General features: G+C 71.2%; 24 protein-coding genes. 16 read left to right on the plus strand and 8 right to left on the minus strand.

The features are described 5' to 3' along the window. Nucleotides 1-4: 4 nt before the first annotated feature. Nucleotides 5-1,252: a diaminopimelate decarboxylase gene (gene lysA, locus SK095_RS15865; protein WP_320546822.1), complete on the minus strand. Its 1,248-nt coding sequence runs from the start codon at nucleotides 1,250-1,252 to the stop codon at nucleotides 5-7. A 44-nt stretch (nucleotides 1,253-1,296) separates the two neighbouring features. After that, a complete protein-coding gene (gene lptM, locus SK095_RS15870) occupies nucleotides 1,297-1,431 on the minus strand; it encodes an LPS translocon maturation chaperone LptM (protein WP_136491447.1) in 135 nt (44 codons plus the stop codon). A 139-nt stretch (nucleotides 1,432-1,570) separates the two neighbouring features. Between lptM and cyaY the strand changes: the two genes are divergently transcribed. Then, complete coding sequence (gene cyaY, locus SK095_RS15875) at nucleotides 1,571-1,903, plus strand: iron donor protein CyaY (RefSeq protein WP_320546823.1); 333 nt, start codon at nucleotides 1,571-1,573, stop codon at nucleotides 1,901-1,903. Nucleotides 1,904-2,198: 295 nt separating this feature from the next. Continuing rightward, nucleotides 2,199-2,603, plus strand: coding sequence for a nucleoside diphosphate kinase regulator (rnk, locus tag SK095_RS15880; RefSeq protein ID WP_136491445.1), 405 nt, complete (start codon nucleotides 2,199-2,201; stop codon nucleotides 2,601-2,603). A 180-nt stretch (nucleotides 2,604-2,783) separates the two neighbouring features. Here rnk and SK095_RS15885 read toward each other — a convergent pair whose 3' ends face one another. From SK095_RS15885 to argH, 3 genes are all read right to left on the minus strand, one after another. Further along, a complete protein-coding gene (locus SK095_RS15885; RefSeq protein WP_136491444.1) occupies nucleotides 2,784-3,020 on the minus strand; it encodes a TIGR02647 family protein in 237 nt (78 codons plus the stop codon). Between the two features lie 45 nt (nucleotides 3,021-3,065). Further along, complete coding sequence (locus tag SK095_RS15890; RefSeq protein ID WP_178084098.1) at nucleotides 3,066-3,521, minus strand: hypothetical protein; 456 nt, start codon at nucleotides 3,519-3,521, stop codon at nucleotides 3,066-3,068. Between the two features lie 92 nt (nucleotides 3,522-3,613). After that, complete coding sequence (argH, locus tag SK095_RS15895) at nucleotides 3,614-5,008, minus strand: argininosuccinate lyase (protein WP_320546824.1); 1,395 nt, start codon at nucleotides 5,006-5,008, stop codon at nucleotides 3,614-3,616. A gap of 152 nt (nucleotides 5,009-5,160) precedes the next feature. On the opposite strand from argH, the gene SK095_RS15900 reads away from it, so the two are divergent. From SK095_RS15900 to SK095_RS15940, 9 genes are all read left to right on the plus strand, one after another. Next, complete coding sequence (locus SK095_RS15900; protein WP_320546825.1) at nucleotides 5,161-6,240, plus strand: sensor histidine kinase; 1,080 nt, start codon at nucleotides 5,161-5,163, stop codon at nucleotides 6,238-6,240. Then, entirely contained in the window at nucleotides 6,237-6,980 is a 744-nt protein-coding gene (locus SK095_RS15905) for a LytR/AlgR family response regulator transcription factor (protein ID WP_136491441.1), read from the plus strand. The genes SK095_RS15900 and SK095_RS15905 overlap by 4 nt, the downstream gene beginning before the upstream one ends. A gap of 114 nt (nucleotides 6,981-7,094) precedes the next feature. Beyond that, nucleotides 7,095-8,033: a hydroxymethylbilane synthase gene (gene hemC / locus SK095_RS15910; RefSeq protein WP_320546826.1), complete on the plus strand. Its 939-nt coding sequence runs from the start codon at nucleotides 7,095-7,097 to the stop codon at nucleotides 8,031-8,033. Further along, nucleotides 8,030-8,803: a uroporphyrinogen-III synthase gene (locus SK095_RS15915; RefSeq protein WP_320546827.1), complete on the plus strand. Its 774-nt coding sequence runs from the start codon at nucleotides 8,030-8,032 to the stop codon at nucleotides 8,801-8,803. The genes hemC and SK095_RS15915 overlap by 4 nt, the downstream gene beginning before the upstream one ends. A gap of 51 nt (nucleotides 8,804-8,854) precedes the next feature. Further along, nucleotides 8,855-10,027: a uroporphyrinogen-III C-methyltransferase gene (locus SK095_RS15920; RefSeq protein WP_201485273.1), complete on the plus strand. Its 1,173-nt coding sequence runs from the start codon at nucleotides 8,855-8,857 to the stop codon at nucleotides 10,025-10,027. Then, nucleotides 10,024-11,244: a heme biosynthesis HemY N-terminal domain-containing protein gene (locus tag SK095_RS15925; protein WP_136491801.1), complete on the plus strand. Its 1,221-nt coding sequence runs from the start codon at nucleotides 10,024-10,026 to the stop codon at nucleotides 11,242-11,244. The genes SK095_RS15920 and SK095_RS15925 overlap by 4 nt, the downstream gene beginning before the upstream one ends. A 131-nt stretch (nucleotides 11,245-11,375) precedes the next feature. Beyond that, nucleotides 11,376-11,867, plus strand: a complete 492-nt coding sequence (locus SK095_RS15930; protein WP_136491802.1) for a disulfide bond formation protein B — start codon at nucleotides 11,376-11,378, stop codon at nucleotides 11,865-11,867. Nucleotides 11,868-12,064: 197 nt separating this feature from the next. Next, nucleotides 12,065-12,538 (plus strand): sigma D regulator, encoded by a 474-nt coding sequence (gene rsd, locus SK095_RS15935; protein ID WP_136491803.1) that lies wholly within the window; start codon nucleotides 12,065-12,067, stop codon nucleotides 12,536-12,538. Between the two features lie 81 nt (nucleotides 12,539-12,619). Continuing rightward, nucleotides 12,620-13,363, plus strand: coding sequence for an AlgP family protein (locus tag SK095_RS15940; RefSeq protein ID WP_320546828.1), 744 nt, complete (start codon nucleotides 12,620-12,622; stop codon nucleotides 13,361-13,363). Here SK095_RS15940 and SK095_RS15945 read toward each other — a convergent pair. After that, entirely contained in the window at nucleotides 13,354-13,815 is a 462-nt protein-coding gene (locus SK095_RS15945) for a TIGR02444 family protein (RefSeq protein WP_320546829.1), read from the minus strand. The genes SK095_RS15940 and SK095_RS15945 overlap by 10 nt on opposite strands. 68 nt (nucleotides 13,816-13,883) lie before the next feature. Here SK095_RS15945 and SK095_RS15950 point away from each other — a divergent pair, with 68 nt between their 5' ends. The 5 genes from SK095_RS15950 to SK095_RS15970 all read left to right on the plus strand — a co-directional run bounded on the left by SK095_RS15950 (nucleotide 13,884) and on the right by SK095_RS15970 (nucleotide 19,877). Continuing rightward, nucleotides 13,884-15,794, plus strand: coding sequence for an ATP-binding cassette domain-containing protein (locus SK095_RS15950; protein ID WP_320546830.1), 1,911 nt, complete (start codon nucleotides 13,884-13,886; stop codon nucleotides 15,792-15,794). Further along, nucleotides 15,791-16,378 carry a mechanosensitive ion channel domain-containing protein gene (locus SK095_RS15955; RefSeq protein ID WP_136491699.1) on the plus strand — a complete coding sequence of 196 codons (588 nt, stop codon included), beginning with the start codon at nucleotides 15,791-15,793 and terminating at the stop codon, nucleotides 16,376-16,378. Before SK095_RS15950 ends, SK095_RS15955 begins: the two co-directional genes overlap by 4 nt. A gap of 6 nt (nucleotides 16,379-16,384) precedes the next feature. Further along, a complete protein-coding gene (locus SK095_RS15960) occupies nucleotides 16,385-17,143 on the plus strand; it encodes a TerC family protein (RefSeq protein ID WP_320546831.1) in 759 nt (252 codons plus the stop codon). Nucleotides 17,144-17,247: 104 nt separating this feature from the next. After that, complete coding sequence (locus tag SK095_RS15965; RefSeq protein WP_136491701.1) at nucleotides 17,248-17,880, plus strand: LysE family transporter; 633 nt, start codon at nucleotides 17,248-17,250, stop codon at nucleotides 17,878-17,880. Nucleotides 17,881-17,987: 107 nt separating this feature from the next. Then, nucleotides 17,988-19,877, plus strand: a complete 1,890-nt coding sequence (locus SK095_RS15970; protein WP_320546832.1) for an FTR1 family protein — start codon at nucleotides 17,988-17,990, stop codon at nucleotides 19,875-19,877. A gap of 70 nt (nucleotides 19,878-19,947) precedes the next feature. On the opposite strand, the gene SK095_RS15975 is transcribed toward SK095_RS15970, so the two are convergent. Together SK095_RS15975 and lpoB are read right to left on the minus strand one after the other, a co-directional pair. Next, the gene (locus SK095_RS15975; RefSeq protein WP_320546833.1) at nucleotides 19,948-20,694 is read right to left on the minus strand and encodes a penicillin-binding protein activator LpoB; all 747 of its coding nucleotides are present in this window, start codon (nucleotides 20,692-20,694) and stop codon (nucleotides 19,948-19,950) included. 3 nt (nucleotides 20,695-20,697) lie between these two features. Then, complete coding sequence (lpoB, locus tag SK095_RS15980; protein ID WP_136491233.1) at nucleotides 20,698-21,291, minus strand: penicillin-binding protein activator LpoB; 594 nt, start codon at nucleotides 21,289-21,291, stop codon at nucleotides 20,698-20,700. Nucleotides 21,292-21,294: the final 3 nt, after the last annotated feature.

Genomic DNA, 21,294 nt, shown 5'->3' on the forward strand with positions numbered 1-21,294 from the left:
CGGATCAGTTGGGCAGCAGGCTTTCGCCGGCGTAGAGTTCCTCGAGGGTCTCGCGGCGGCGCACCAGATGCACCTGCTCGCCGTCCACCAGCACCTCGGCGGCGCGGCCGCGGGTGTTGTAGTTGGAACTCATCACGAAGCCGTAGGCGCCGGCCGAGCGCACCGCCAGCAGGTCGCCTTCGGCCAGCACCAGCTCGCGGTCCTTGCCGAGGAAGTCGCCGGTCTCGCAGATCGGCCCGACCAGGTCGTAGCGGCGCGCCTCGCCGCTGCGCGGCTGCACCGCCACGATGTCCATCCACGCCTGGTACAGCGCCGGGCGGATCAGGTCGTTCATCGCCGCGTCGATCACCGCGAAGTCCTTGTGCTCGGTGTGCTTGAGGTACTCGACGCGGGTCAGCAGCACGCCGGCGTTGGCGACGATCGAGCGGCCCGGCTCGAACACCAGGGCCAGCGCGCGGCCCGCCAGGCGCTCGCGCACCGCCTTGATGTAGTCGCCGGCCAGCGGCGGCTCCTCGTCGCGGTAGCGCACGCCGAGGCCGCCGCCCAGATCCAGGTGCCGGATGGTGATGCCGCGCTCGGCCAGGCGGTCGACCAGCGCCAGCAGGCGCTCGAGGGCGTCGAGGAACGGCTCGAGCTGGGTCAGCTGCGAGCCGATGTGGCAGTCGACGCCGACCACCTCGAGGTTCGGCAGCTCGGCGGCGCGGACGTAGACCGCCTCGGCGGCGTCGATGGCAATGCCGAACTTGTTCTCCTTGAGGCCGGTGGAGATGTACGGATGGGTCTGCGCGTCGACGTCGGGGTTGACCCGCAGCGACACCGGCGCCTTGACGCCCAGTTCGGCAGCGACTTCCTGCAGGCGCTCCAGCTCGACGTCGGATTCGACGTTGAAGCAGTGGACGCCGACCTGCAGCGCGCGGCGCATGTCGTCGCGGCTCTTGCCGACGCCGGAGAACACGATTTTGCCCGGCTCGCCGCCGGCGGCCAGCACGCGCTCCAGTTCGCCGCGCGAGACGATGTCGAAGCCGGCGCCGAGGCGCGCGAGCACGTTGAGCACGCCGAGGTTGGAGTTGGCCTTGACCGCGAAGCACACCAGGTGCTCCATGCCGGCCAGCGCATCGGCGTAGGCGCGGTACTGCGCCTCGATGTGGGCGCGCGAATAGACGTAGGTGGGGGTGCCGAAGCGCTCGGCGATCGCGGACAGCGCCGCGCCTTCCGCGAACAGCTGGCCGTCGCGGTAGTCGAAGGATTGCATGCAGCCTCCTGGGGGCGTCCGCCCACAGGCGGACGCACGGAATCTTAGAGTTCGAAGCGGTCTTTGCTGCTACCGGCGTTCTTGTCGCCCGGCAGGTACAGCGGACCTTTCTGGCCGCAGCCGGTGAGGCCGGCGCTGAGCACGATCAGCGCAAGGAGCGGAAGCAGCAGGCGCTTCATGGCGGAAATCCTTGTAAAAGCATCGATTGCGCCGGAGTATACCGACCCCCCGAGGGCTTGCCTATGCGCCGGGACGCGCGGCGGACGCGGCCTGCGCGGGGCCTTGTGTATGCAACCCAGTTTCCGCGGAGAACAGCCGATGAGCCTCACCGAAGCCCGCTTCCACAGCCTGGTGGACGCCCTGCAACTGGCGGTCGAAGACGCCTTCGACGCCAGCGACCTGGACGTCGATCTGGAGAACAGCGGCGGCGTGCTGACCGTGCGCTTCGACAACGGCAGCCAGCTGATCTTCAGCCGCCAGGAGCCGCTGCGCCAGCTGTGGCTGGCGGCGCGCTCCGGCGGCTTCCACTTCGACTACGACGAGAGTGCTGTGCGCTGGGTGTGCGACGCCGGCGGCGAGCCGCTGCCGGCCATGCTGGCGCGTCTGGTCCGCGAGCAGGCCGGCGAGGAGGTCGACTTCTCGGCGCTCTGAGCGCCGTCCGGAGCGTGCCCGTACTCCGCGCGGGCACACCGCCCGCGCCGCTCCTGCGGCCGGGGGCATTGATCCGGCCGGCTTGCCTATTCGCCTTGCTGTGGTATGGTCGCTGCAAACCCCGCCTGCGCCGGTTGTGTAAAGACACCGCGTCGGGCGATGCGCCGTTGGAAGCGGTCGACCCCCGTGGTCGCCCTTTCGGCTTTGCTTCGCCGACGTTTGCGACGTTTTCACACAGCCTGCTCGGGTGGGGTTTTGCTTTTTCCCGATCACGTCAAGGAGCCCTGCCGACATCATGAGCCTGTCGCCGCCCATCACCATCACCCGTCTCGACCTGCAGCGTCTGGAGAAGCTGCTGGACAGCCTGGAGGACTACGGCCCCACCGCCGAGGCACTGGAGCGCGAACTCGAGCGCGCCGAGGTGGTCGGTCTCGACGCGGTGCCGCCGGGCGTGGTGACCATGAACTCCACCGCCCACTGCCGCGAGGAAGCCAGCGGCAAGGAATACCATCTGACCCTGGTCTACCCGCACGAGGCGGGCGCCGAGGGCACGGTGTCGGTGCTGGCGCCGGTCGGCTGTGCGCTGCTCGGCCTGTCGGTCGGCCAGACCATCGACTGGGAAGTGCCCGGCGGCAAGCGCCTCAAGCTGACCCTGCTCGGCGTCGACTACCAGCCGGAGGCCGCCGGCGAGGTGCGCTGAAGGCGGCCTGACGGCAAGAACGCAAACAGCCCGCGACCGGGAGACCGGCGCGGGCTGTTGGCTTTCTGGGCTACGCGATGCGTAGGGTGGAAAACCCGCGCAGCGGTTTTCCGCCTTGGCCGCGTGTCGCTGGCTGGTGGAAAGGGCCCGCGGTCGTTTTCCAGCCTACGGCAGAGGCGATCAGGCCGGCTGCAGGATGGTCAGCACGGTGCGCAGCTGCTCGGTGGCGTCGAGGCCGAGGCTGGTCAGGTAGCCGCCGTCGGCCTGGGAGATCAGCCCCTTGGCGTGCAGGCGCTGGCCGGCGGCGATCATCTGCGGCGCGGCGTCCTGGTGGATCTTGAGGCCCTCCTGGGTGTTGTCCGGGTTGAACAGGGTGAGCAGTTCCAGTTCGGCGATCAGCTCGGGATTCAGGTGCATGGTGCCTCCAGTGCGGTCGCGGCAGCCGGGTGCTGCCGCTTGTCGTTATTCGTCTTCCTCGGCGTCGCCCTGCAGGGCCTCGGGCAGCTCGGGCAGGGCGCGCAGCATGCGCTCGTAGCCGGCGCCGTCGAACGGACGGTTGTCGGCCAGCATGTTCTCGATCTCGTGGGCGAGGATCAGCGCCATCAGGCGCACGGCGTCCTCGCGCGGGTAGCCGACCAGGGTCAGCTTGTTGAGGGTGGCCTGGGCCGCGGCCGGCTCGCCGGCGGCGACCTGATTCTCGATGGCCTCGATCAGTTTCTCTTCGGCGAAGACGGCATCGTCCTCGGCGCTGTGTTCGGTCATGGCGGGAGTCTCGTCGGGCGCCGGCGGGTTCTCTTCGTCCAGCCGGCAGAGGGTGCAGCTGCCGTCGTCCGGGCGGCTGGTCTCGATGTAGCGCAGGCGGCGGCTGGCCGACTGGCGGTCGGCGCTGACGCGAAAGCGCGGGCGGTCGGTGGGCATGGCGGGCATTCCGGGCGGCCTTGGCCTCCTTCATAACCCGCCTATGCCGGGCACGGCAAGCGCTCCTTGGTCGGAGCGCCTGCCGCGGGGGGTCAGCGCGCGGCCAGCAGCTCGCGGCCGCGGGCCACGGCGGCGCGCACCTGCGCCGGGGCGGTGCCTCCGATGTGGTCGCGGGCGTTGACCGAGCCTTCCAGGGTCAGCACGGCGAACACGTCGCCTTCGATCTGGTCGCTGAACTGGCGCAGCTCGTCCAGCGACATCTCGGCCAGATCCTTGCCGCTCTGCACGCCGTACTTCACCGCGTGGCCGACGATCTCGTGGCAGTCGCGGAACGGCAGGCCCTTGCGCACCAGGTAGTCGGCCAGGTCGGTGGCGGTGGAGAAGCCGCGGCGCGCGGCCTCGCGCATCACCTCGACGCGCGGCCGGATCGCCGGGACCATGTCGGCGAAGGCGCGCAGGCTGTCGCGTAGGGTGTCGGCGGCGTCGAACAGCGGCTCCTTGTCCTCCTGGTTGTCCTTGTTGTAGGCCAGCGGCTGGCCCTTCATCAGGGTCAGCAGGCCGGTCAGCGCGCCGAACACCCGGCCGCTCTTGCCGCGCACCAGTTCGGGGACGTCGGGGTTCTTCTTCTGCGGCATGATCGAGGAGCCGGTGCAGAAGCGGTCCGGCAGCTCGATGAAGTTGAACTGGGCGCTGGTCCACAGCACCAGCTCCTCGGAGAAGCGCGACAGGTGCATCATCGCCAGCGAGGCGGCGGCGCAGAATTCGATGGCGAAGTCGCGGTCCGACACGCCGTCCAGCGAGTTGCCGCCGATGGCCTCGAAGCCGAGCAGCCGGCAGGTGATCTCGCGCTGGATCGGGTAGGTGGTGCCGGCCAGCGCGGCCGAGCCGAGCGGCATGCGGTTGACCCGCTTGCGGCAGTCGACCAGGCGCTCGTGGTCGCGCGACAGCATCTCGAACCAGGCCAGCAGGTGGTGGCCGAAGGTCACCGGCTGGGCGGTCTGCAGGTGGGTGAAGCCGGGCATGATCACTTCGGCGTGCTGCTCGGCCTGCGCCAGCAGGCCCTGCTGCAGGCGGGTGATCTCGGCGAGGATCACGTCGATCTCGTCGCGCAGCCACAGGCGGATGTCGGTGGCCACCTGGTCGTTGCGGCTACGCCCGGTGTGCAGCTTCTTGCCGGTGATGCCGATGCGGTCGGTCAGGCGCGCCTCGATGTTCATGTGCACGTCTTCCAGATCGACGCGCCAGTCGAACTGGCCGGCCTCGATCTCGGCCTGGATCTGGGTGAGGCCGTCGATGATCGCGTCGCGCTCGGCAACGGTCAGCACGCCGGCCTGCTCGAGCATGGTGGCGTGGGCGATCGAGCCCATGATGTCGTGGCGGTACAGGCGCTTGTCGAAGTCGACGGAGGCGGTGAAGCGGGCGACGAAGGCGTCGACCGGCTCGCTGAAGCGGCCGCCCCAGGACTGGTTGGTTTTTTCGCTGCTCATCGGTGTCTCGTGCTGTGCATGCGTCGGTGAAGGAAGTGGCGGGCATGATAGCAGCTCGCCCGGCAAAACCCGGCAGCGGCATTCGGTGACGGCGGTCACCGTGGCGGCGGGCCGGACTTGCCGGACGAGCGGTCGGCACCGACACTGCGGGCATGCGCAGAACCTGGTCCACCGGCACCCGCCCGCCGGCCTCCTCCGACGACTTCTTCCTCCCCGAGCTGTGCGCGCCGGAGGCGCTGCTCAGCCTGGTGCTGCTCGCCGAGCTGCTGGTGCTGGTGCTGGTGCTGGCCGAGCCGCTGCAGCCGGCGTTCGACTGGGTGCGCCTGGCGCTGACCTCGCTGTTCGTGCAGTGGAACGTGCTGCTCGCGGCGGCGGCGCTGTGCCGCCTGCGGCCCTGGCTGATGCGCCTGCCGCAGGCGCTGGCCGGCATCCTCTGCGGCGCGCTGGTGGTGGCGCTGACCCTGGCCTGCACCTGGGCGGCCGGCCACTTCGGCCTGGCCGCGCCGCGGCCGCTGGAGGGGCAGGTCAACCTCTACCTGCGCCACGGCCTGATCGCGCTGATCATGTCCGGGCTGGTGCTGCGCTACTTCTGGCTGCAGAGCCAGTGGCGCCGCCAGCAGCAGGCCGAGCTGCGCGCGCGGCTGGAGGCGCTGCAGGCGCGCATCCGCCCGCACTTCCTGTTCAACAGCCTGAACAGCATCGCCAGCCTGATCGCCGTCGATGCCGACAAGGCCGAGCAGGCGGTGCTCGATCTGTCCGACCTGTTCCGCGCCAGCCTGGCCAAGCCGGGCAGCCTGGTGGCCTGGCGCGACGAGCTGGCCCTGGCGCGCCGCTACCTGTCGATCGAGCAGTACCGCCTGGGCGAGCGGTTGCAGCTGGACTGGCGGATCGACGGCGTGCCGGGCGAGCTGCCGATCCCGCAGCTGACCCTGCAGCCGCTGCTGGAGAATGCCATCATCCACGGCATCCAGCCGCGCATCGACGGCGGCCGGGTCGAGGTGCTGGCCGAGTATGCCGCTGGCCAGTTCCACCTGTGCGTGAGCAACCCGCTGGCGCCAGGGGAGACGGCGGAGTCCGGCGGCACCCGCCTGGCGCTGCACAACATCCAGGCCCGCCTGGCGGCACTTTTCGGGCCAGATGCGAGTCTTACCTGCGAGTGCCGTGACGGACGGCACTTCACCTGTCTACGCTATGCTTGTGGAAGACCCACGCAGGAAGCCAGATCATCATGAATGTCCTGATCGTCGACGATGAACCCCTGGCGCGTGAGCGCCTGGCCCGGCTGGTCGGGCAACTGGATGGCTATCGCGTCCTCGAACCTGCCGCCGGCAACGGCGAGGAGGCGCTGGCCCTGATCGATTCGCTGAAGCCGGACATCGTCCTGCTCGACATCCGCATGCCCGGCCTCGACGGCCTGCAGGTGGCGGCCCGGTTGTGCGAGCGCGAGGCGCCGCCGGCGGTGATCTTCTGCACCGCCCACGACGAGTTCGCCCTCGAGGCGTTCCAGGTCAGCGCGGCGGGCTACCTGGTCAAGCCGGTGCGTCTGGAGGCGCTGGAGGAGGCGCTGAAGAAGGCCGAGCGGCCCAACCGCGTGCAACTGGCCGCCCTCGGCCGCCCGGCGCCCGATCAGGGCGCCCCGCGCAGCCACATCGGCGCGCGCACCCGCAAGGGCATCGACCTGATCCCGCTGGAGCAGGTGATCTACTTCATCGCCGACCACAAGTACGTGACCCTGCGCCACGAGCACGGCGAGGTGCTGCTCGACGAGCCGCTCAAGGCGCTGGAGGAGGAGTTCGGCTCGCGCTTCGTGCGCATCCACCGCAACGCACTGGTCGCCCGCGAGCGCATCGAGCGCCTGCAGCGCACCGCCCTCGGCCACTTCCAGCTGTACCTGCGCGGCCTCGGCGACGAGGCGCTGACCGTCAGCCGCCGCCACGTGGCCGGGGTGCGCAAGCTGATGAACGAGCTCTGATCTCCCGCGCGGCGCCGGCCGGGCCGGCGTCGCCCCTTCCTTGCGCCCGGCCGATCCAGCCGGCGCGCCGAGCCTGCTATCATCGCGGCAATTCACCTGCATCCGGAATTGCCCATGCCTCGCGAAATCCGCATCGCCACCCGCAAGAGTGCCCTCGCCCTGTGGCAGGCCGAATACGTCAAGGCCCGTCTCGAGGCGGCCCATCCCGGTCTGGTCGTCAGCCTGGTGCCGATGGTCAGCCGCGGCGACAAGCTGCTCGACGCGCCGCTGGCGAAGATCGGCGGCAAGGGCCTGTTCGTCAAGGAGCTGGAAACCGCCCTGCTGGACAACGAGGCGGACATCGCCGTGCACTCGATGAAGGACGTGCCGATGGACTTCCCCGAGGGGCTCGGCCTGTACTGCATCTGCGAGCGCGAGGACCCGCGCGACGCCTTCGTCTCCAACACCTTCGCCAGCCTCGATGCGCTGCCGGCCGGCAGCGTGGTCGGCACCTCCAGCCTGCGTCGCCAGGCCCAACTGCTGGCGCGCCGCCCGGACCTGAAGATCCAGTTCCTGCGCGGCAACGTGAACACCCGCCTGGCCAAGCTCGACGCCGGCGAGTACGACGCCATCATCCTCGCCGCCGCCGGGCTGATCCGCCTCGGCTTCGAGGAACGCATCCGCGCCTTCATCAGCGCCGAGGACAGTCTGCCGGCCGGTGGCCAGGGCGCGGTGGGCATCGAGTGCCGCAGCGCCGATGCCGAGGTGCACGCCCTGCTGGCACCGCTGCACCACGTCGACACCGCCGACCGGGTCAACGCCGAGCGCGCGCTGAACAAGCACCTCAACGGCGGCTGCCAGGTGCCGATCGCCTGCTACGCGCTGCTCGAGGGCGATCAGCTGTGGCTGCGCGGCCTGGTCGGCCAGCCCGACGGCGGCGCGCTGCTGCGCGCCGAGGCCCGCGCCCCGCGCGCCGCCGCCGAGACGCTCGGCGTGCAGGTCGCCGAGGCGCTGCTGGCCCAGGGCGCCGACCGCATCCTCGCCGCGGTCTACGGCGAGGCCGGCCAGCCGTGAGCGACTGGCGCCTGCTGCTGACCCGTCCGGCCGAGGACTGCGCCGCGCTGGCGCAGACCCTGGCCGGGCACGGCGTGTTCGGCCACTGCCTGCCGCTGCTGGAGATCGAGGCGCTCCCGGAAACCCCGGAGCATCGCGCGGTGTTCCTCGACCTCGACCGCTACTGCGCGGTGCTGGCGGTCAGCAAGCCGGCCGCCCGCCTGGGCCTGGCGCTGCTCGACCGCTACTGGCCGCAGCCGCCGATGCGCCAGCGCTGGTTCGCCGTCGGCGCCGCCACCGGCGCGCTGCTCGACGCCTACGGTCTGGACGCCAGTTGGCCGGAGGCGGGCGACGACAGCGAGGCGCTGCTGGCCCTGCCGGCGCTGCACGAGGCGCTCGCCGTGCCTGACCCGCGGCTGCTGATCCTGCGCGGCGAGGGCGGCCGCGACTGGCTCGCCGAGCGCTTGCGCGAGCAGGGGGTGGCCGTCGACTATCTTTGCCTGTATCGGCGCCGCCTGCCGGCCCATCCGGCCGGCGCGCTGGCCGGCGCGGTGCGCGAGCATGCGCTCAATGGCCTGGTGGTCAGCAGCGGCGAGGGCCTGGCCAACCTGCAGGCGCTGGCCGGCGCCGACTGGCCGGCGCTGGCGCGCCTGCCGCTGTTCGTGCCCAGCCCGCGGGTCGCCGCCCTGGCCCGCGCGGCCGGTGCCCTGGATGTACGAGACTGCCGCGGGGCGAGCGCCGCGGCGCTGCTGGCGTGCCTGGCCGACGAGCCGCGCGCCGGGAAATGCTGAGCCGGGCAGCCTGAGCTGCCGGGCGGATGAAACGACCAGAAGGATGCCGACGTGACCGATCCCGCCCCGCAAACCGAACAAGTCGCCGCCGAGACGCCCGCTGCGCCGCCGCGGCCGGCAGCCGCACGCAATGGCCGGGCGCTGCCCGTGCTGACCCTGCTGCTGGGCGCCGGCGCCCTGCTGGTGGCCGGCTGGAGCCTGCGCCAGGTCGCCGGCCTGCAGGAGGCCGACGCCCGCCAGCAGGAGGCGATGGCCGAGGCGCACCGCCAGGGCCAGGAGCTGGCCGAGCGCGAGCAGGTGCTCAGCCGGCAGCTCGAGCAGCTGCCCGCGCCGGCCGAACTGGAGACGCGCCGCCGCCTGCTCGCCGAACTGCAGGCCGGCCAGCAGCAGCTCGGCGAGCGGGTCGACCGCGTGCTCGGCGCCAGCCGCCAGGAGTGGCGCCTGGCCGAGGCCGAGCACCTGCTGCGCCTGGCCAGCCTGCGCCTGGCGGCGCTGCAGGACGTCAACAGCGCGCGCTTCCTGCTCGCTGCTGCCAACGAGATCCTTCGCGATCACGACGATCCGGCCGCCTTCGCCGCCCGCGAGCGGCTGGTGAGTGCGCTGGAGTCCCTGCAGACCCTGCCTGCGGTCGACCGCACCGGCCTGTTCCTGCAGCTCGGCGCCCTCGGCGAGCAGGCCGCCGGCCTCAACACCCGGCGTCCCGAATTCCAGCCGCGGGACGGCGCGCTGCCGGCCGCGGCACAGGTTGCCGAGGGCGACGGCGCCAGCCGCTGGGCGCAGTGGTGGCAGCACGTCAGCGGCTTCGTGCGCCTGGAGTTCACCGCCAGCGACGAGGTCAGGCCGCTGCTCGCCGGGCAGACCCTCGAGCAGCTGCGCCTGGCCCTGCGTCTGGCCCTGGAGCAGGCACAGTGGGCGGCGCTCAACGCCCAACCGCAGGTCTACCGCGGCGCGCTGGAGCAGGCGCGCGGCTTGGTGCAGCGCTACTTCGGCCTGGACAGCGCGGAGAACCACGCCTTCTACACCCGTCTCGGCGAGCTGGCCAACCAGCCGGTGGCTCTCGAGCTGCCCGACCTGACGCCGGCGCTCAACGCCCTACAGGCCTACCTCGGCCAGCGCGAGCGCGCCGCGCTGGAAGCTGCCGGCGCGGCGCCCAGGACCCCCGAGGCCTCGTCCGCGCCGCCGGCGGCGCCCGGCAGCGCGCCGGCGCAGGAGGCCAGCCAATGAACCGCACCTTCCTGCTGTTCCTGCTCGCGATCTTCGCCGCCGCGCTGCTCGGCCTGCTGATCGCCGAGGAGGCCGGCTACGTGCTGATCGCCTGGAAGGGCTTCCGCTACGAGTCCACCCTGTGGGTGTTCCTCGCCCTCGGAGCGGTCCTCTGGGCGCTGCTGGCCGGCGTGCGCCTGCTGCTCGGCCTGCTGGGCGCCTCGGGGCGGCTGGTCAACCCCTGGTCCGGGCGCAACCGCACGCGGCGCATGCAGCAGGCGGCCCAGCGCGGCCTGCTGGAGCTGGCCGCCGGGCGCTGGTCGCATGCCCTGCGCTTGCTGCGCCGGGTCGCCGTGCACAGTTCGCAGCCGCTGGTGCCCTACCTGGCCGCCGCCCGCGCGGCCAGCGAGCTGGGCGAGCACGCCAGCGCCGACCAGTTGCTCGAGGAGGCCCGCCAGCGCGAGCCGAAGGCGGCGCTGGCCGTCGACCTGGTGCAGGCCCAGCTGCTGATGGCGCGCGGGGCGGATGCCGAGGCGGCGAGCGTGCTGCAGGCGGTCCGCGACAAGCACCCGCGGCATCCCCACGTCCTGCGCCTGCTGGCGCAGCTGCAGCCGCGGCTGGGCAACTGGGCGGCGCTGTGCGAGCTGCTGCCCGAGCTGCGCCGGCAGAAGCTGCTGGCGGACGACGAGCTGGAGGCCCTCGAACTGCGCGCCCGTCGCGCCCTGCTGGAGCAGGCCGCAGCCGCTGGCGAGGCGCCGCTGGATGCGCTGCGCCAGGCGTGGCAGCAGCTGCCCCAGGCGCAGCGGCAGAAGCCGGCGCTGGTGGGCTGCCATGCCGAGCTGCTGCAGCGCCTGGGCGGTGGCGCGGAGGCCGAGGAGCTGCTGCGCGCCGCGCTCAAGCGCGACTACGACGCGCGCCTGGCCTACCTCTACGGGCTGGTCCAGGGGCGCGATCCGGCGCGCCAGCTGGCCAGCGCCGAGTCCTGGCTGAAGGGCCGCCCGGCCGACGCCGGCCTGCTGCTCAGCCTCGGCCGCCTGGCCCTGCGCAACCAGCTGTGGGGCAAGGCGCGCGATTACCTCGAGCACAGCCTGCAGCTCGAGCGGCGCGTCGAGACCTATGCCGAGCTGGCGCGCCTGCTGGCGCGCCTCGGCGAGGTCGAGCGCAGCAACCGCCTGCTGCAGGAGGGGTTCGGCCTGTTCGGCGGCGAACTGCCGGCGCTGCCGCAGCCGGCGCGCTGAGCGCATGGCGGCCGTGACGGTCGTCGCCTCGCACTTGACAGGTGGTGTCCAGCGTCTGCCGGGCGGCCTTGAAAGCCCGCCCGGCTTTCCTCTACCGTAGCGGCCTTCCGTTTCCTCCCACCGGAGCCGCCATGCCGCTGGCCAACCCCCGCCTGCTCAACCTTCTCGCCTTCCTCGCCTGCGCCGCGCTGCTGGCCTTCGGCCTCTACCTAGAGCATGCCGAGGGGCTCGAGCCCTGCCCGCTGTGCGTCGTCCAGCGCATCGAGTTCATCGGCGTCGGTCTCGCCTGCCTGGCGGCCGCCATCCACGGCCCGCAGCGTCGCGGTCGGCGCGTCTATGCCGGCCTGACTCTGCTGTTCGCCGCCGCCGGCCTCGCCTCGGCCGGCCGCCAGGTCTGGCTGCAGGGGCTGCCAGCGGACCAGCTGCCGGCCTGCCTGCCGAGCCTCGAGTACATGATGGAGGCGCTGCCGTTCCAGGACATCGTGCGCCTGATGCTGCACGGCACCGCCGACTGCGCCGAGGTGACCTGGACCCTGCTCGGCCTGAGCATCCCCGAGTGGAGCCTGCTGGCCTTCGCCGGCTTCGCCGCGCTGGCCGTGCTGCAGCTGCTGCGTCGCGACTGAGAATCGCCTCAAACGGCTGTATCAAAGTTTTCCCGGTGATGGCTTGCTGCCAGCGGCGGGGCCGGCATAGTCTGGCCGCCACCGGTCGCTGCTGGAGGCTGTCGCCGGGCAGTCCTCGCGGGGCCGGCAGCGATGCCGGGCGGCATCGTTTTCCCATGCGCACAACAACTCCACCGACGCGGGAAGCGAGGAAAACCATGCTCGAGAACTGTCGCAACGCCCAGGAACGCTGGGGTGGTGTCCACCTGCTGTTGGACCGCTGGCTGCAGGAGCGGCATCAGCTGGTCAGCGCCTTCCAGGCCCTCAATGCCCGTCCGCAGACCAGCGGACCCCTGCTGGAGGAGTTCTGCGCGCAGCTGATGGACTACCTGTCCGCCGGCCATTTCGAGATCTACGAGCAGTTGCTCGGCGAGGCGCGCGCCTTCGGCGACGGCCCAGCGCTGGTCTTGGCGGCCAAGGTGTTTCCGCAGCTCGAGGCCAGCACCGCGGTCATGCTCGACTTCAACGACCGCTGCGACAACGGCGACTGCCGCGACAGCGCCTGCGTCGCTCACGAGCTGGAGAAGCTCGGCCAGTTGCTGGAGCAGCGCTTCGAGCTGGAAGACTGCCTGATCGAGGTGCTGCACAACGTGCACAGCGGTGCGGCCACCAGCCAGGCCGGCCAGGCCTGAGCCGCGGCAGGACTGGAGCCTCTGGAAGCCCCGTCGCCGCCGGACTAGTATGGGGGGACACTCATAGCCGGGAGGCATTTCATGGCGACCAGGAACAAGCCAGTCACCACGCCGCTGCATCTGCTGCAGCAGCTGTCCCACAGTCTGCTCGAGCATCTGGAGCAGGCCTGCAGCCAGGCGCTGGTGGATGCCGAGAAGCTGCTGGCCAAGCTGGAGAAGCAGCGCAGCAAGGCCCAGGACAAGCTGCACAAGGCTTCCGCCCGCCTCGAGGAGGCCGCCGCCGCCGGCAAGGCCAAGGCCCAGGCCAAGGCGCGCGAGAGCATCGCCGAGCTGGAGGAGCTGCTCGACACCCTCCGCCAGCGCCAGGGTGAAACCCGCGACTACATCGTGCGCCTGAAGGCCGATGCCGAGCAGAGCCTGCACCTGGCCCAGGGCATCGGCAAGGTCAAGGAGAGCGTGGCCAGCCTGCTGGCCCGCCGCGAGGCCGGCGAAGCCGAAGCGCAGGCCGTCACCAAGCCGCGCGCGCCACGGCGTCCGCGCGTCGTCGCAGCGCCCGCCGTGGCGCCGATCCCCGCCGCGGCGCCGACGCGCACGCGGCGCAGCAGCGCCAAGCCGGCCGCCGCAGCCGCTCCGGCGCCCGCCGCCGAGGTGCCGGCCATCCCGCCTGCAGCCAAGCCGGCGCGCAAGCGCAGCGCCCCGGCCGGCAAGCCCGCTGCCGGCGCCAAGCCGGCGAGCAAGCCCGCCAAGCCGGCCACTTCGCGTCCGCGCGCGGCGCGCAAGCCGGCTGCCGCGGCACCCGCCGCTGAGCCGTCCGCTCAGGACTGAGGAGCACCGGCCGCGACGCGCAGCGCCGCCAGCGCGTCGCGGCACTCGGGCGCCAGGGCCGCGAGCCAGGCGCCCGGCTCGGCGCTCGGTGTCGCCGGCCAGTCCTCCGCCAGCGCCTGCAGCCGCTCCAGCAGCAGGCGTTCGGCCTGCAGTTCCAGCTCCGCCAGCTGCCGGCGCAGCTCGGCCAGCGTCGGGTCGTCCGCCGCCGGCGCCTTCCAGGCGCGCCGCAGCCGGCGCAGGGGCAGGGTGACCGTCCGTTGCCAGGGCCCCGCCTGATCGCGGAGGGCGGCGACCCGCTCCGCCGCGACATCCACCCGGCGCCGCTCCAGCCACAGCGCGGCGAGCAGCAGGCAGACGTCGGCGTCGCGTTCGTCCTGCAGGCGCAGGCACAGCTCGGCCACCCCCGGGCGGGCGTAGAGCGCCACGGAAAAATCCCATAACGATTGCTGCATGCTGGCCTCCGGGCGAGGGACGGGGGAAGCTGGTAGACTTCGCCACCGCTGAATCCTCTCTCACGATCATGATCCGACTCCAGAATCTTATCCTGCAGCGTGGCCCGCAGCGTCTGCTCGACGGCGCCGAGCTGACCCTGCATCCCGGCCAGAAGGTCGGTCTCGTCGGCGCCAACGGCGCCGGCAAATCCAGCCTGTTCGCCCTGCTGCGCGGCGAACTGCACGCCGACGGCGGCGACTGCCTGCTGCCGGCGGACTGGCGCATCGCCCACATGCGCCAGGAGGTCGATACCCTCGAGCGCCGCGCGGTGGACTACGTGCTGGATGGCGACAGCAACCTGCGCCGCATCCAGGCCGAGCTGGCGGCGGCCGAGGCGGCCCACGACGGCCATGCCCTGGCCCGCCTGCACAGCGAGTTCGACAGCGCCGACGGCTACACGGCCGACGCCCGCGCGCGCAAGCTGCTGGCCGGCCTCGGTTTCGACAGCGCGCAGATGGAACGGGCGGTCGGCGACTTCTCCGGCGGCTGGCGCATGCGCCTCAACCTGGCGCAGGCGCTGATGTGCCCGTCCGAGCTGCTGCTGCTCGACGAACCGACCAACCACCTCGACCTCGACGCCATCCTCTGGCTGGAAAGCTGGCTGAAAGGCTACCCCGGTACCCTGCTGCTGATTTCCCATGACCGGGACTTCCTCGATGCGGTGGTCGACCACGTGGTGCACCTCGAACAGCAGAAACTGACCCTCTATCGCGGCGGCTACTCGGCCTTCGAGCGCACCCGCGCCGAACGCCTGGCCCAGCAGCAGCAGGCCTACGAGAAGCAGCAGGCGCAGCGCGCGCACATGGAAGACTTCATCCGCCGCTTCAAGGCCAAGGCCAGCAAGGCCCGTCAGGCGCAGAGCCGCATCAAGGCGCTGGAGCGCCTCGAGGAACTGGCGCCGGCGCACATCGACTCGCCGTTCGACTTCCGCTTCCGCGAGGCCGACAAGGTCTCCAGCCCGCTGCTCGATCTGGCCGAGGGCCGCCTCGGCTACGGCGACAGGGCGGTGCTGGAGAAGGTCAAGCTGCAGCTGGTACCCGGCGCGCGCATCGGCCTGCTCGGCCCCAACGGCGCCGGCAAGTCGACCCTGATCAAGACCCTGGCCGGCGAGCTGCAGCCGCTCGGCGGACGCCTGATCCGCGGCGAGAACCTCGCGGTCGGCTACTTCGCCCAGCACCAGCTCGATTCGCTGGACCCCAAGGCCAGCCCGCTGCTGCACCTGGCGCGCATCGCTCCGGGCGAGCGCGAGCAGACCCTGCGCGACTTCCTCGGCGGCTTCGACTTCCGTGGGCCGCGCTGCGACGAGCCGGTGGTCAACTTCTCCGGCGGCGAGAAGGCGCGCCTGGCGCTCGCGCTGATCGCCTGGCAGAAGCCCAACCTGCTGCTGCTCGACGAACCGACCAACCACCTCGACCTGGAGATGCGCCTGGCGCTGACCCTGGCCCTGCAGGACTTCGAGGGCGCGGTGCTGGTGGTGTCGCACGACCGCCACCTGCTGAAGAGCACCACCGACGAGTTCCTGCTGGTGGCCGACGGCCGCGTGCAGGCCTTCGACGGCGACCTCGACGACTACAGCCGCTGGCTGGTCGACTACCGCGCCCGCCAGCAGCCGGTGGTCGAGGCGGCGCCGGGCGCCGACAGGACCGACAAGCGTGCCCAGCGCCAGGCCGCCGCCGCCCTGCGCCAGCAGCTGGCGCCGCGCAAGAAGGCGGCCGACAAGCTGGAGAAGGAACTCGGCGGCGTGCAGGAGAAACTGGCCGCGCTGGAAACCCGCCTGGGCGACAGCGCCCTCTACGAGGCGGCGCGCAAGGACGAGCTGCGCACCCTGCTGGCCGAGCAGGCGACCCTCAAGACCCGCGAGGCCGAGCTGGAGGAGGCCTGGCTGCTGGCCCTCGAGGAACTGGAGGCGCTGGAAGCCGAGCTGGGAGGCGCGGCGTGAAGGTCTGGCTGGCGCAGTGGCTGGGCGCCTGGAGCGAAACCCTGCTGCTCGGCGGGCAGATCCTGCTGATCCTGCTCGCCGGCTACGTGCTGCAGCGCCTGGTGGCGCGCGGCCTGACCCGTCTGGCCAACCGCTACCACCTGCCCGGCGAGTTGCTGCTGCCGCTGCGCGGCGCCCTGCGCTGGCTGATCATGGGCAGCGCGCTGATGCTGGCGCTGGAGCACCTGGGCGTGTCCGCCGGCGTGCTGTGGGCGGCCTTCTCCGGCTTCGTCGCGGTGGCCGCGGTGGCCTTCTTCGCCGTGTGGAGCGTGCTGTCCAACCTGTTCTGCGCGGTGCTGATCTTCACCATCGGGCCGTTCCGCCTGGGCGATCGCGTCGAGGTGCTGGAGGCCGCGGACAAGCCCGGCGCCAAGGGCCGGGTGATCGCCATCAACCTGCTGTACACCACGCTGGAGGAAGACGCCGAGAACGGCAGCGGCGCGCTGGTGCAGATCCCCAACAGCCTGTTCTTCCAGAAGGTCGTGCGCCGCTGGCGCGGGACCGAACATCAACTCACTCCAACCACTACCCCCAACGAGACCTGAACCATCATGGAATGGCTGACTAGCCCGGAAATCTGGGTTGCTTTCCTCACTCTGACCGCCCTGGAGATCGTCCTCGGCATCGACAACATCATCTTCATCTCGATCCTGGTCGGCCGCCTGCCCAGGGAGCAGCAGGCCAAGGCGCGCTTCTTCGGCCTGGCGCTGGCCATGGGCACGCGCATCCTGCTGCTGCTGTCGATCGCCTGGGTGATGCGCCTGACCGCCGACCTGTTCACCGTGCTCGGCCAGGGCGTCTCCGGCCGCGACCTGATCCTGTTCTTCGGCGGCCTGTTCCTGCTGTTCAAGAGCACCATGGAGATCTGGCACAGCGTCGAGGGCGAGGAGGAAGCGGGCGAGGAGGGCGGCGTGAAGAAGGCCGCCTTCATGAGCGTGATCCTGCAGATCGCGGTGATCGACATCATCTTCTCGCTGGACTCGGTGATCACCGCGGTCGGCCTGGTGTCGAACGTGCCGGTGATGGTCGCCGCGATCATCATCGCCGTGCTGGTGATGATGCTGGCCGCCGGCACCATCAGCGACTTCATCGAGAAGCACCCGTCGCTGAAGATCCTCGCCCTGTCGTTCCTCATCGTGGTTGGCACCCTGCTGGTCGCCGAGGCCTTCGATGTGCACGTGCCGAAAGCCTACGTCTACTTCGCCATGGCCTTCTCGCTGGGCGTCGAGGCGCTCAACATCCGCATGCGCACCGCGATGAAGCGCAAGCTCAAGGAGCCGGTCAAGCTGCACAAGGACCTGCCGGACTGAGTGCTGGCGGGGTAGGCCGAAGCCTGTCCGCATGCCATGCTGTACCCGCGCCGGCCCGTCATGGGCCGGCGTCGTTTCCGCCATCCTCTACCGGAGAATGCCCCATGAGCCTGGAAACCTGGCTTGCCTTCTTCGCCGCCTGCTGGGTGATCAGCCTGTCGCCCGGCGCCGGCGCCATCGCCTCGATGTCCAGCGGCCTCAACTACGGCTTCCGCCGTGGCTACTGGAACGCCATCGGCCTGCAGCTGGCGCTGGCCCTGCAGATCGCCATCGTCGCCGCCGGCGTCGGCGCCATCCTCGCCACCTCCGAGCTGGCCTTCGCGGCGATCAAGTGGTTCGGCGTCGCCTACCTGGCCTGGCTGGGCTGGAAGCAGTGGTGCGCGCCGGTCGGCGAGCTGGCCACCGAGAACGGCGGACGCCCGCTCGGCCGGCCGCTGACCCTGGTGCTGCGCGGCTTCGTGGTCAACGCCAGCAACCCCAAGGCCATCGTGTTCATCCTCGCCGTGCTGCCGCAGTTCCTCGACCCGGCCCGTCCGCTGCTGGCCCAGTACCTGGCCATGGCGGCGACCATGATCGCCGTCGACCTGGTGGTGATGGCCGGCTACACCGGACTGGCCGCGCGGGTCCTGCGCCTGCTGCGCACGCCGCGCCAGCAGCGCCTGCTCAACCGCACCTTCGCCAGCCTGTTCGTCGCCGCCGCGGGGTTGCTGTCGCTGGTGCGCCGCGCGCCGGCCTGAGGACTTTCGCGGCGAATCGTCGCAGCCGCTGGCCGGGACGGCTCTTGAGTGACGCCGCAATGAGGCGTAAAAGGGCAATGGAATTTGTTCTCATTTGGGATTCACTCATGCTTACCCGCAAGCGATTTCTGAGCTGGCTGCTGCTGCCCGTGCTGGCACTGTGCAGCCTGATGGCCCTCGCCGAACCCGAGGGCGCCGCCCAGGCCCTGCACCTGCTGAGCTACCTGGGCGCCGACTACCCGGCCACGGTGGCCGCCGGCCAGGTGGTCGACAGTGGCGAATACCAGGAGCAGCTGGAGTTCCATGGCGTGCTGGCCGGGCTGGTCGCCGCGCTGCCGGCCAACGCCGGCAAGGATGGCCTGCTGCAGGGCGTCGCCCGCCTCGGCGACAGCATCCGCGAGCGCCGCGACGGCGCCGCGGTGGCCGACCAGGCACGCCAGCTGGCCGCCGATCTGGTGGCGAGCTACCGGATCAGCCTGACTCCGCGCATCACTCCCGACCCGGCGCGCGGCGCGGCGCTGTTCGCCCAGCGCTGCAGCGTCTGCCACGGCGAGGGCGGGCTCGGCGACGGCCCGGCGGGGATCGGCCTCGAGCCGCCGCCGGCGAACATGCGCAATGCCGCGCGCATGGACAGCCTGAGCCTCTACGACCTGTACAACAGCATCGGCCTCGGCGTGGAGGGTACCGACATGCCGGCCTTCGCCGCGCAGCTCGACGAGCGCGCGCGCTGGGATCTGGCCAGCCATGTCGCCGGCTTCAGCGCCGATCCCGCTGCGGCACGCGGGGCGACCTTCAGCCTCGAGCAACTGGCCGGGCAGACCCCGCAGCAGGTCGCGGCCGAGCAGGGGCCTGCCGCGGCGGCCGCCCTGCGTGCCCAGCGAGCGGCGCCGCCGCAGCCGCAGCGCAGCACCCAGCAGCTGCTCGACTTCTCCCGCGACACCCTCGAACAGAGCCTGGCCGCCTATCGCGACGGCCAGCGCGACCAGGCCTACGACCTGGCGGTGGCCGCCTACCTGGAAGGCTTCGAGCTGGTGGAGAGCGCCCTGGACAATGTCGACGGCGCGCAGCGCAAGGCCACCGAGCGGGCGCTGATGGCCTACCGCCAGGGCCTGCAGGACGGCCTGCCGGCCACCCGCCTGGCGCCGCGCCTGGAGGCCGCCAAGGCCGAACTGGCGCGCTGCGCCGAGCTGCTCGGCGGCGACGGCCTGTCCGCTTCGCTGAGCTTCCTGTCCAGCCTGCTGATCCTGCTGCGCGAGGGCATCGAGGCGATCCTGGTGCTGGCGGCGATCCTCGCCTACCTGCGCAACACCGGACAGCAGCAGGCCGTGCGCAGCGTGCACTTCGGCTGGGGCCTGGCGCTGCTCGCCGGCGCCGCCAGCTGGGGGCTGGCGGCCTGGGTGATCGAGGTCAGCGGGGCGCAGCGCGAGCTGCTGGAAGGCGGCTCGGCGCTGTTCGCCAGCGTGGTGCTGCTGTGGGTCGGTGTATGGATGCACGACCGTCGGCATGCCGCGGCCTGGCAGGCGCACATCCGCAGCAGCCTGCTCGGCAGCGGCGGACGCCTGGGCTTCGCCGTGCTGGCCTTCGTGTCGATCTACCGCGAGCTGTTCGAGGTCATCCTGTTCTACGAGACTCTCTGGCTGCAGGCCGGCGCTGCCGGCCACGGCATGGTGCTGGCCGGCGCCGGCGCCGCCCTGGTGCTGCTGCTCGGCCTGGCCTGGGTGATCCTGCGCGGTTCGCAGCGGCTGCCGCTGGGCACCTTCTTCGCCATCAACGCCGTGCTGCTCTGCGCGCTGTCGGTGGTGTTCGCCGGGCATGGCGTCGCCGCCCTGCAGGAGGCCGGCGTGTTCGGCCTGCATCCGCTGCGCTTCGTCGAGCTCGACTGGCTGGGCATCCATCCCGACGCCCTGAGCCTCGGTGCCCAGGCCCTGGCGCTGCTGGCCATCGCCGTGTTCTACGGGCGCAGCCGGCTGGGCGCGCGGGGGCGCGAGCTGGCGTGAACGCCCGAGGCGTGGCCAGCCCCGGCCGCGCGCCAAAAGCGAGGGCGACCCGCGGGTCGCCCTTGTCGTTTCAGCGCAGGATGCGCGGTGGCTCGTCCGGCGGCAGCTGGCCGGACCCCGACTGGACGTCGGTGCCGTCGTCGTACTCGCCGAGCAGCTGCTCCTTGAGCTGACGGGTCACGTCCTCGCCGATCGACTTCGACACCTCGCGGATCACCCGGCCGCGGTTGGGTGTGACGCGGATGTCGTTGCCGTTCACCAGCCGCACGTCCTGCGCCTCGCCCATGGCGGTGAAGGCCGCAGTCACCTCGTGGGTGCGGGTGTCGATCAGGCTGAAGTCGGCCACCAGGGTCAGGCCGAGCACCTTCGAGTAGCTGTCGGTGTTGGCGATGTCGTTGAGGTCCTCGCGGAAGTCGATGTCCGAGAGGCTGCCGAACAGCACATAGTCGGCCCCTTCGAACTGGCCCAGCTCGATGCGCTGGATCACGTCGTGCAGGCCTTCGCCGTTCTCCACGCCGCTGTGCGGACGCCCCTGCACCAGCTGGAACAGGCCGGAGCGGAGGATCTCGCCCTTGATGTCGCCGGTGAACTTGCGCAGCTCGCCGCGCTCGATGTACTTGCGTACGTCCTCGACCTCCTCGTAGCTGGAGGTGGCGCTGGTGGCGAAGCCGTTGGCCTGCATATGGCTGTGGGCATTGACGGTGCGGATCTGTTCGCGCACCTGCTCCTCGTAGGCCAGGTCGGTGACCGCGATCTTCGGTTCCGCCTGGCAGGCCAGGCTCAGTCCCAGCGCGATCAGTGCTATCGATGCTCGCATGCTCTAGCGCTCCGTGGTCTTGCGGATTTCCTTCTCGTCCATCCACTCGGCCAGGCCGCTCTCGACCTCGACCAGCTGCAGGCTGAACTTGTAGAACACGTCCTTGTAGTCGTTGCTGCGCTTGACGATGGAGCTGATCGAGCCCTCCAGGCGGTACTTGGCGGCCACCATGTTGCCGGTCTTGGCCACGGTGGCGTTCTTGTACAGGCCACTCTGGTTCTGCAGCTTGAGCTGGTCGACCTGGCTCTGCATGTCGACGTTGTCGCTGGCGAAGCGCGCCACGCCGGACTTGAGCAGCTGGGTCTTGATCGAGGTGGTGATCTCGCGGGTGTCGATGTATTCGCTGGTCTTGTTCTTCACGTCGTAGACCTGCACCACCGGGCGACCCTGCAGCACGCCGGACTGGGCCAGCGAGCGGGTCATGGATTCGGCGATGGTCTGCAGGTCGGTGGAGCCGAACTCGTTGGTGACCAGCTCGACGGCCTTGCTGTCGCCGTAGCTGATGTTGCCACCGCCCAGCACCGGCGAGGAGGTGGAGGCGCAGCCGCTGGCCAGCAGGGCGAAGGCGGCGACGAGGGACAGGCGTGCGAACGGCATGGG

The organism is Pseudomonas sp. AN-1, from assembly GCF_034057115.1.
Lineage (GTDB): Bacteria > Pseudomonadota > Gammaproteobacteria > Pseudomonadales > Pseudomonadaceae > Geopseudomonas.

What these genes read in the sequence shown, in the direction of transcription:
- cyaY (WP_320546823.1), top strand. Translation starts at nt 1,571, where the DNA reads ATGAGCCTCACCGAAGCCCGCTTCCACAGCCTGGTGGACGCCCTGCAA.
- SK095_RS15950 (WP_320546830.1), top strand. Translation starts at nt 13,884, where the DNA reads ATGATCCGACTCCAGAATCTTATCCTGCAGCGTGGCCCGCAGCGTCTG.
- SK095_RS15885 (WP_136491444.1), bottom strand. Translation starts at nt 3,020, where the DNA reads ATGCACCTGAATCCCGAGCTGATCGCCGAACTGGAACTGCTCACCCTG.
- SK095_RS15925 (WP_136491801.1), top strand. Translation starts at nt 10,024, where the DNA reads ATGAACCGCACCTTCCTGCTGTTCCTGCTCGCGATCTTCGCCGCCGCG.
- SK095_RS15900 (WP_320546825.1), top strand. Translation starts at nt 5,161, where the DNA reads ATGCGCAGAACCTGGTCCACCGGCACCCGCCCGCCGGCCTCCTCCGAC.
- SK095_RS15930 (WP_136491802.1), top strand. Translation starts at nt 11,376, where the DNA reads ATGCCGCTGGCCAACCCCCGCCTGCTCAACCTTCTCGCCTTCCTCGCC.
- SK095_RS15970 (WP_320546832.1), top strand. Translation starts at nt 17,988, where the DNA reads ATGCTTACCCGCAAGCGATTTCTGAGCTGGCTGCTGCTGCCCGTGCTG.
- rsd (WP_136491803.1), top strand. Translation starts at nt 12,065, where the DNA reads ATGCTCGAGAACTGTCGCAACGCCCAGGAACGCTGGGGTGGTGTCCAC.
- hemC (WP_320546826.1), top strand. Translation starts at nt 7,095, where the DNA reads ATGCCTCGCGAAATCCGCATCGCCACCCGCAAGAGTGCCCTCGCCCTG.
- rnk (WP_136491445.1), top strand. Translation starts at nt 2,199, where the DNA reads ATGAGCCTGTCGCCGCCCATCACCATCACCCGTCTCGACCTGCAGCGT.
- argH (WP_320546824.1), bottom strand. Translation starts at nt 5,008, where the DNA reads ATGAGCAGCGAAAAAACCAACCAGTCCTGGGGCGGCCGCTTCAGCGAG.
- lptM (WP_136491447.1), bottom strand. Translation starts at nt 1,431, where the DNA reads ATGAAGCGCCTGCTGCTTCCGCTCCTTGCGCTGATCGTGCTCAGCGCC.
- SK095_RS15890 (WP_178084098.1), bottom strand. Translation starts at nt 3,521, where the DNA reads ATGCCCACCGACCGCCCGCGCTTTCGCGTCAGCGCCGACCGCCAGTCG.
- lpoB (WP_136491233.1), bottom strand. Translation starts at nt 21,291, where the DNA reads ATGCCGTTCGCACGCCTGTCCCTCGTCGCCGCCTTCGCCCTGCTGGCC.
- SK095_RS15905 (WP_136491441.1), top strand. Translation starts at nt 6,237, where the DNA reads ATGAATGTCCTGATCGTCGACGATGAACCCCTGGCGCGTGAGCGCCTG.
- SK095_RS15975 (WP_320546833.1), bottom strand. Translation starts at nt 20,694, where the DNA reads ATGCGAGCATCGATAGCACTGATCGCGCTGGGACTGAGCCTGGCCTGC.
- lysA (WP_320546822.1), bottom strand. Translation starts at nt 1,252, where the DNA reads ATGCAATCCTTCGACTACCGCGACGGCCAGCTGTTCGCGGAAGGCGCG.
- SK095_RS15945 (WP_320546829.1), bottom strand. Translation starts at nt 13,815, where the DNA reads ATGCAGCAATCGTTATGGGATTTTTCCGTGGCGCTCTACGCCCGCCCG.
- SK095_RS15940 (WP_320546828.1), top strand. Translation starts at nt 12,620, where the DNA reads ATGGCGACCAGGAACAAGCCAGTCACCACGCCGCTGCATCTGCTGCAG.
- SK095_RS15965 (WP_136491701.1), top strand. Translation starts at nt 17,248, where the DNA reads ATGAGCCTGGAAACCTGGCTTGCCTTCTTCGCCGCCTGCTGGGTGATC.
- SK095_RS15960 (WP_320546831.1), top strand. Translation starts at nt 16,385, where the DNA reads ATGGAATGGCTGACTAGCCCGGAAATCTGGGTTGCTTTCCTCACTCTG.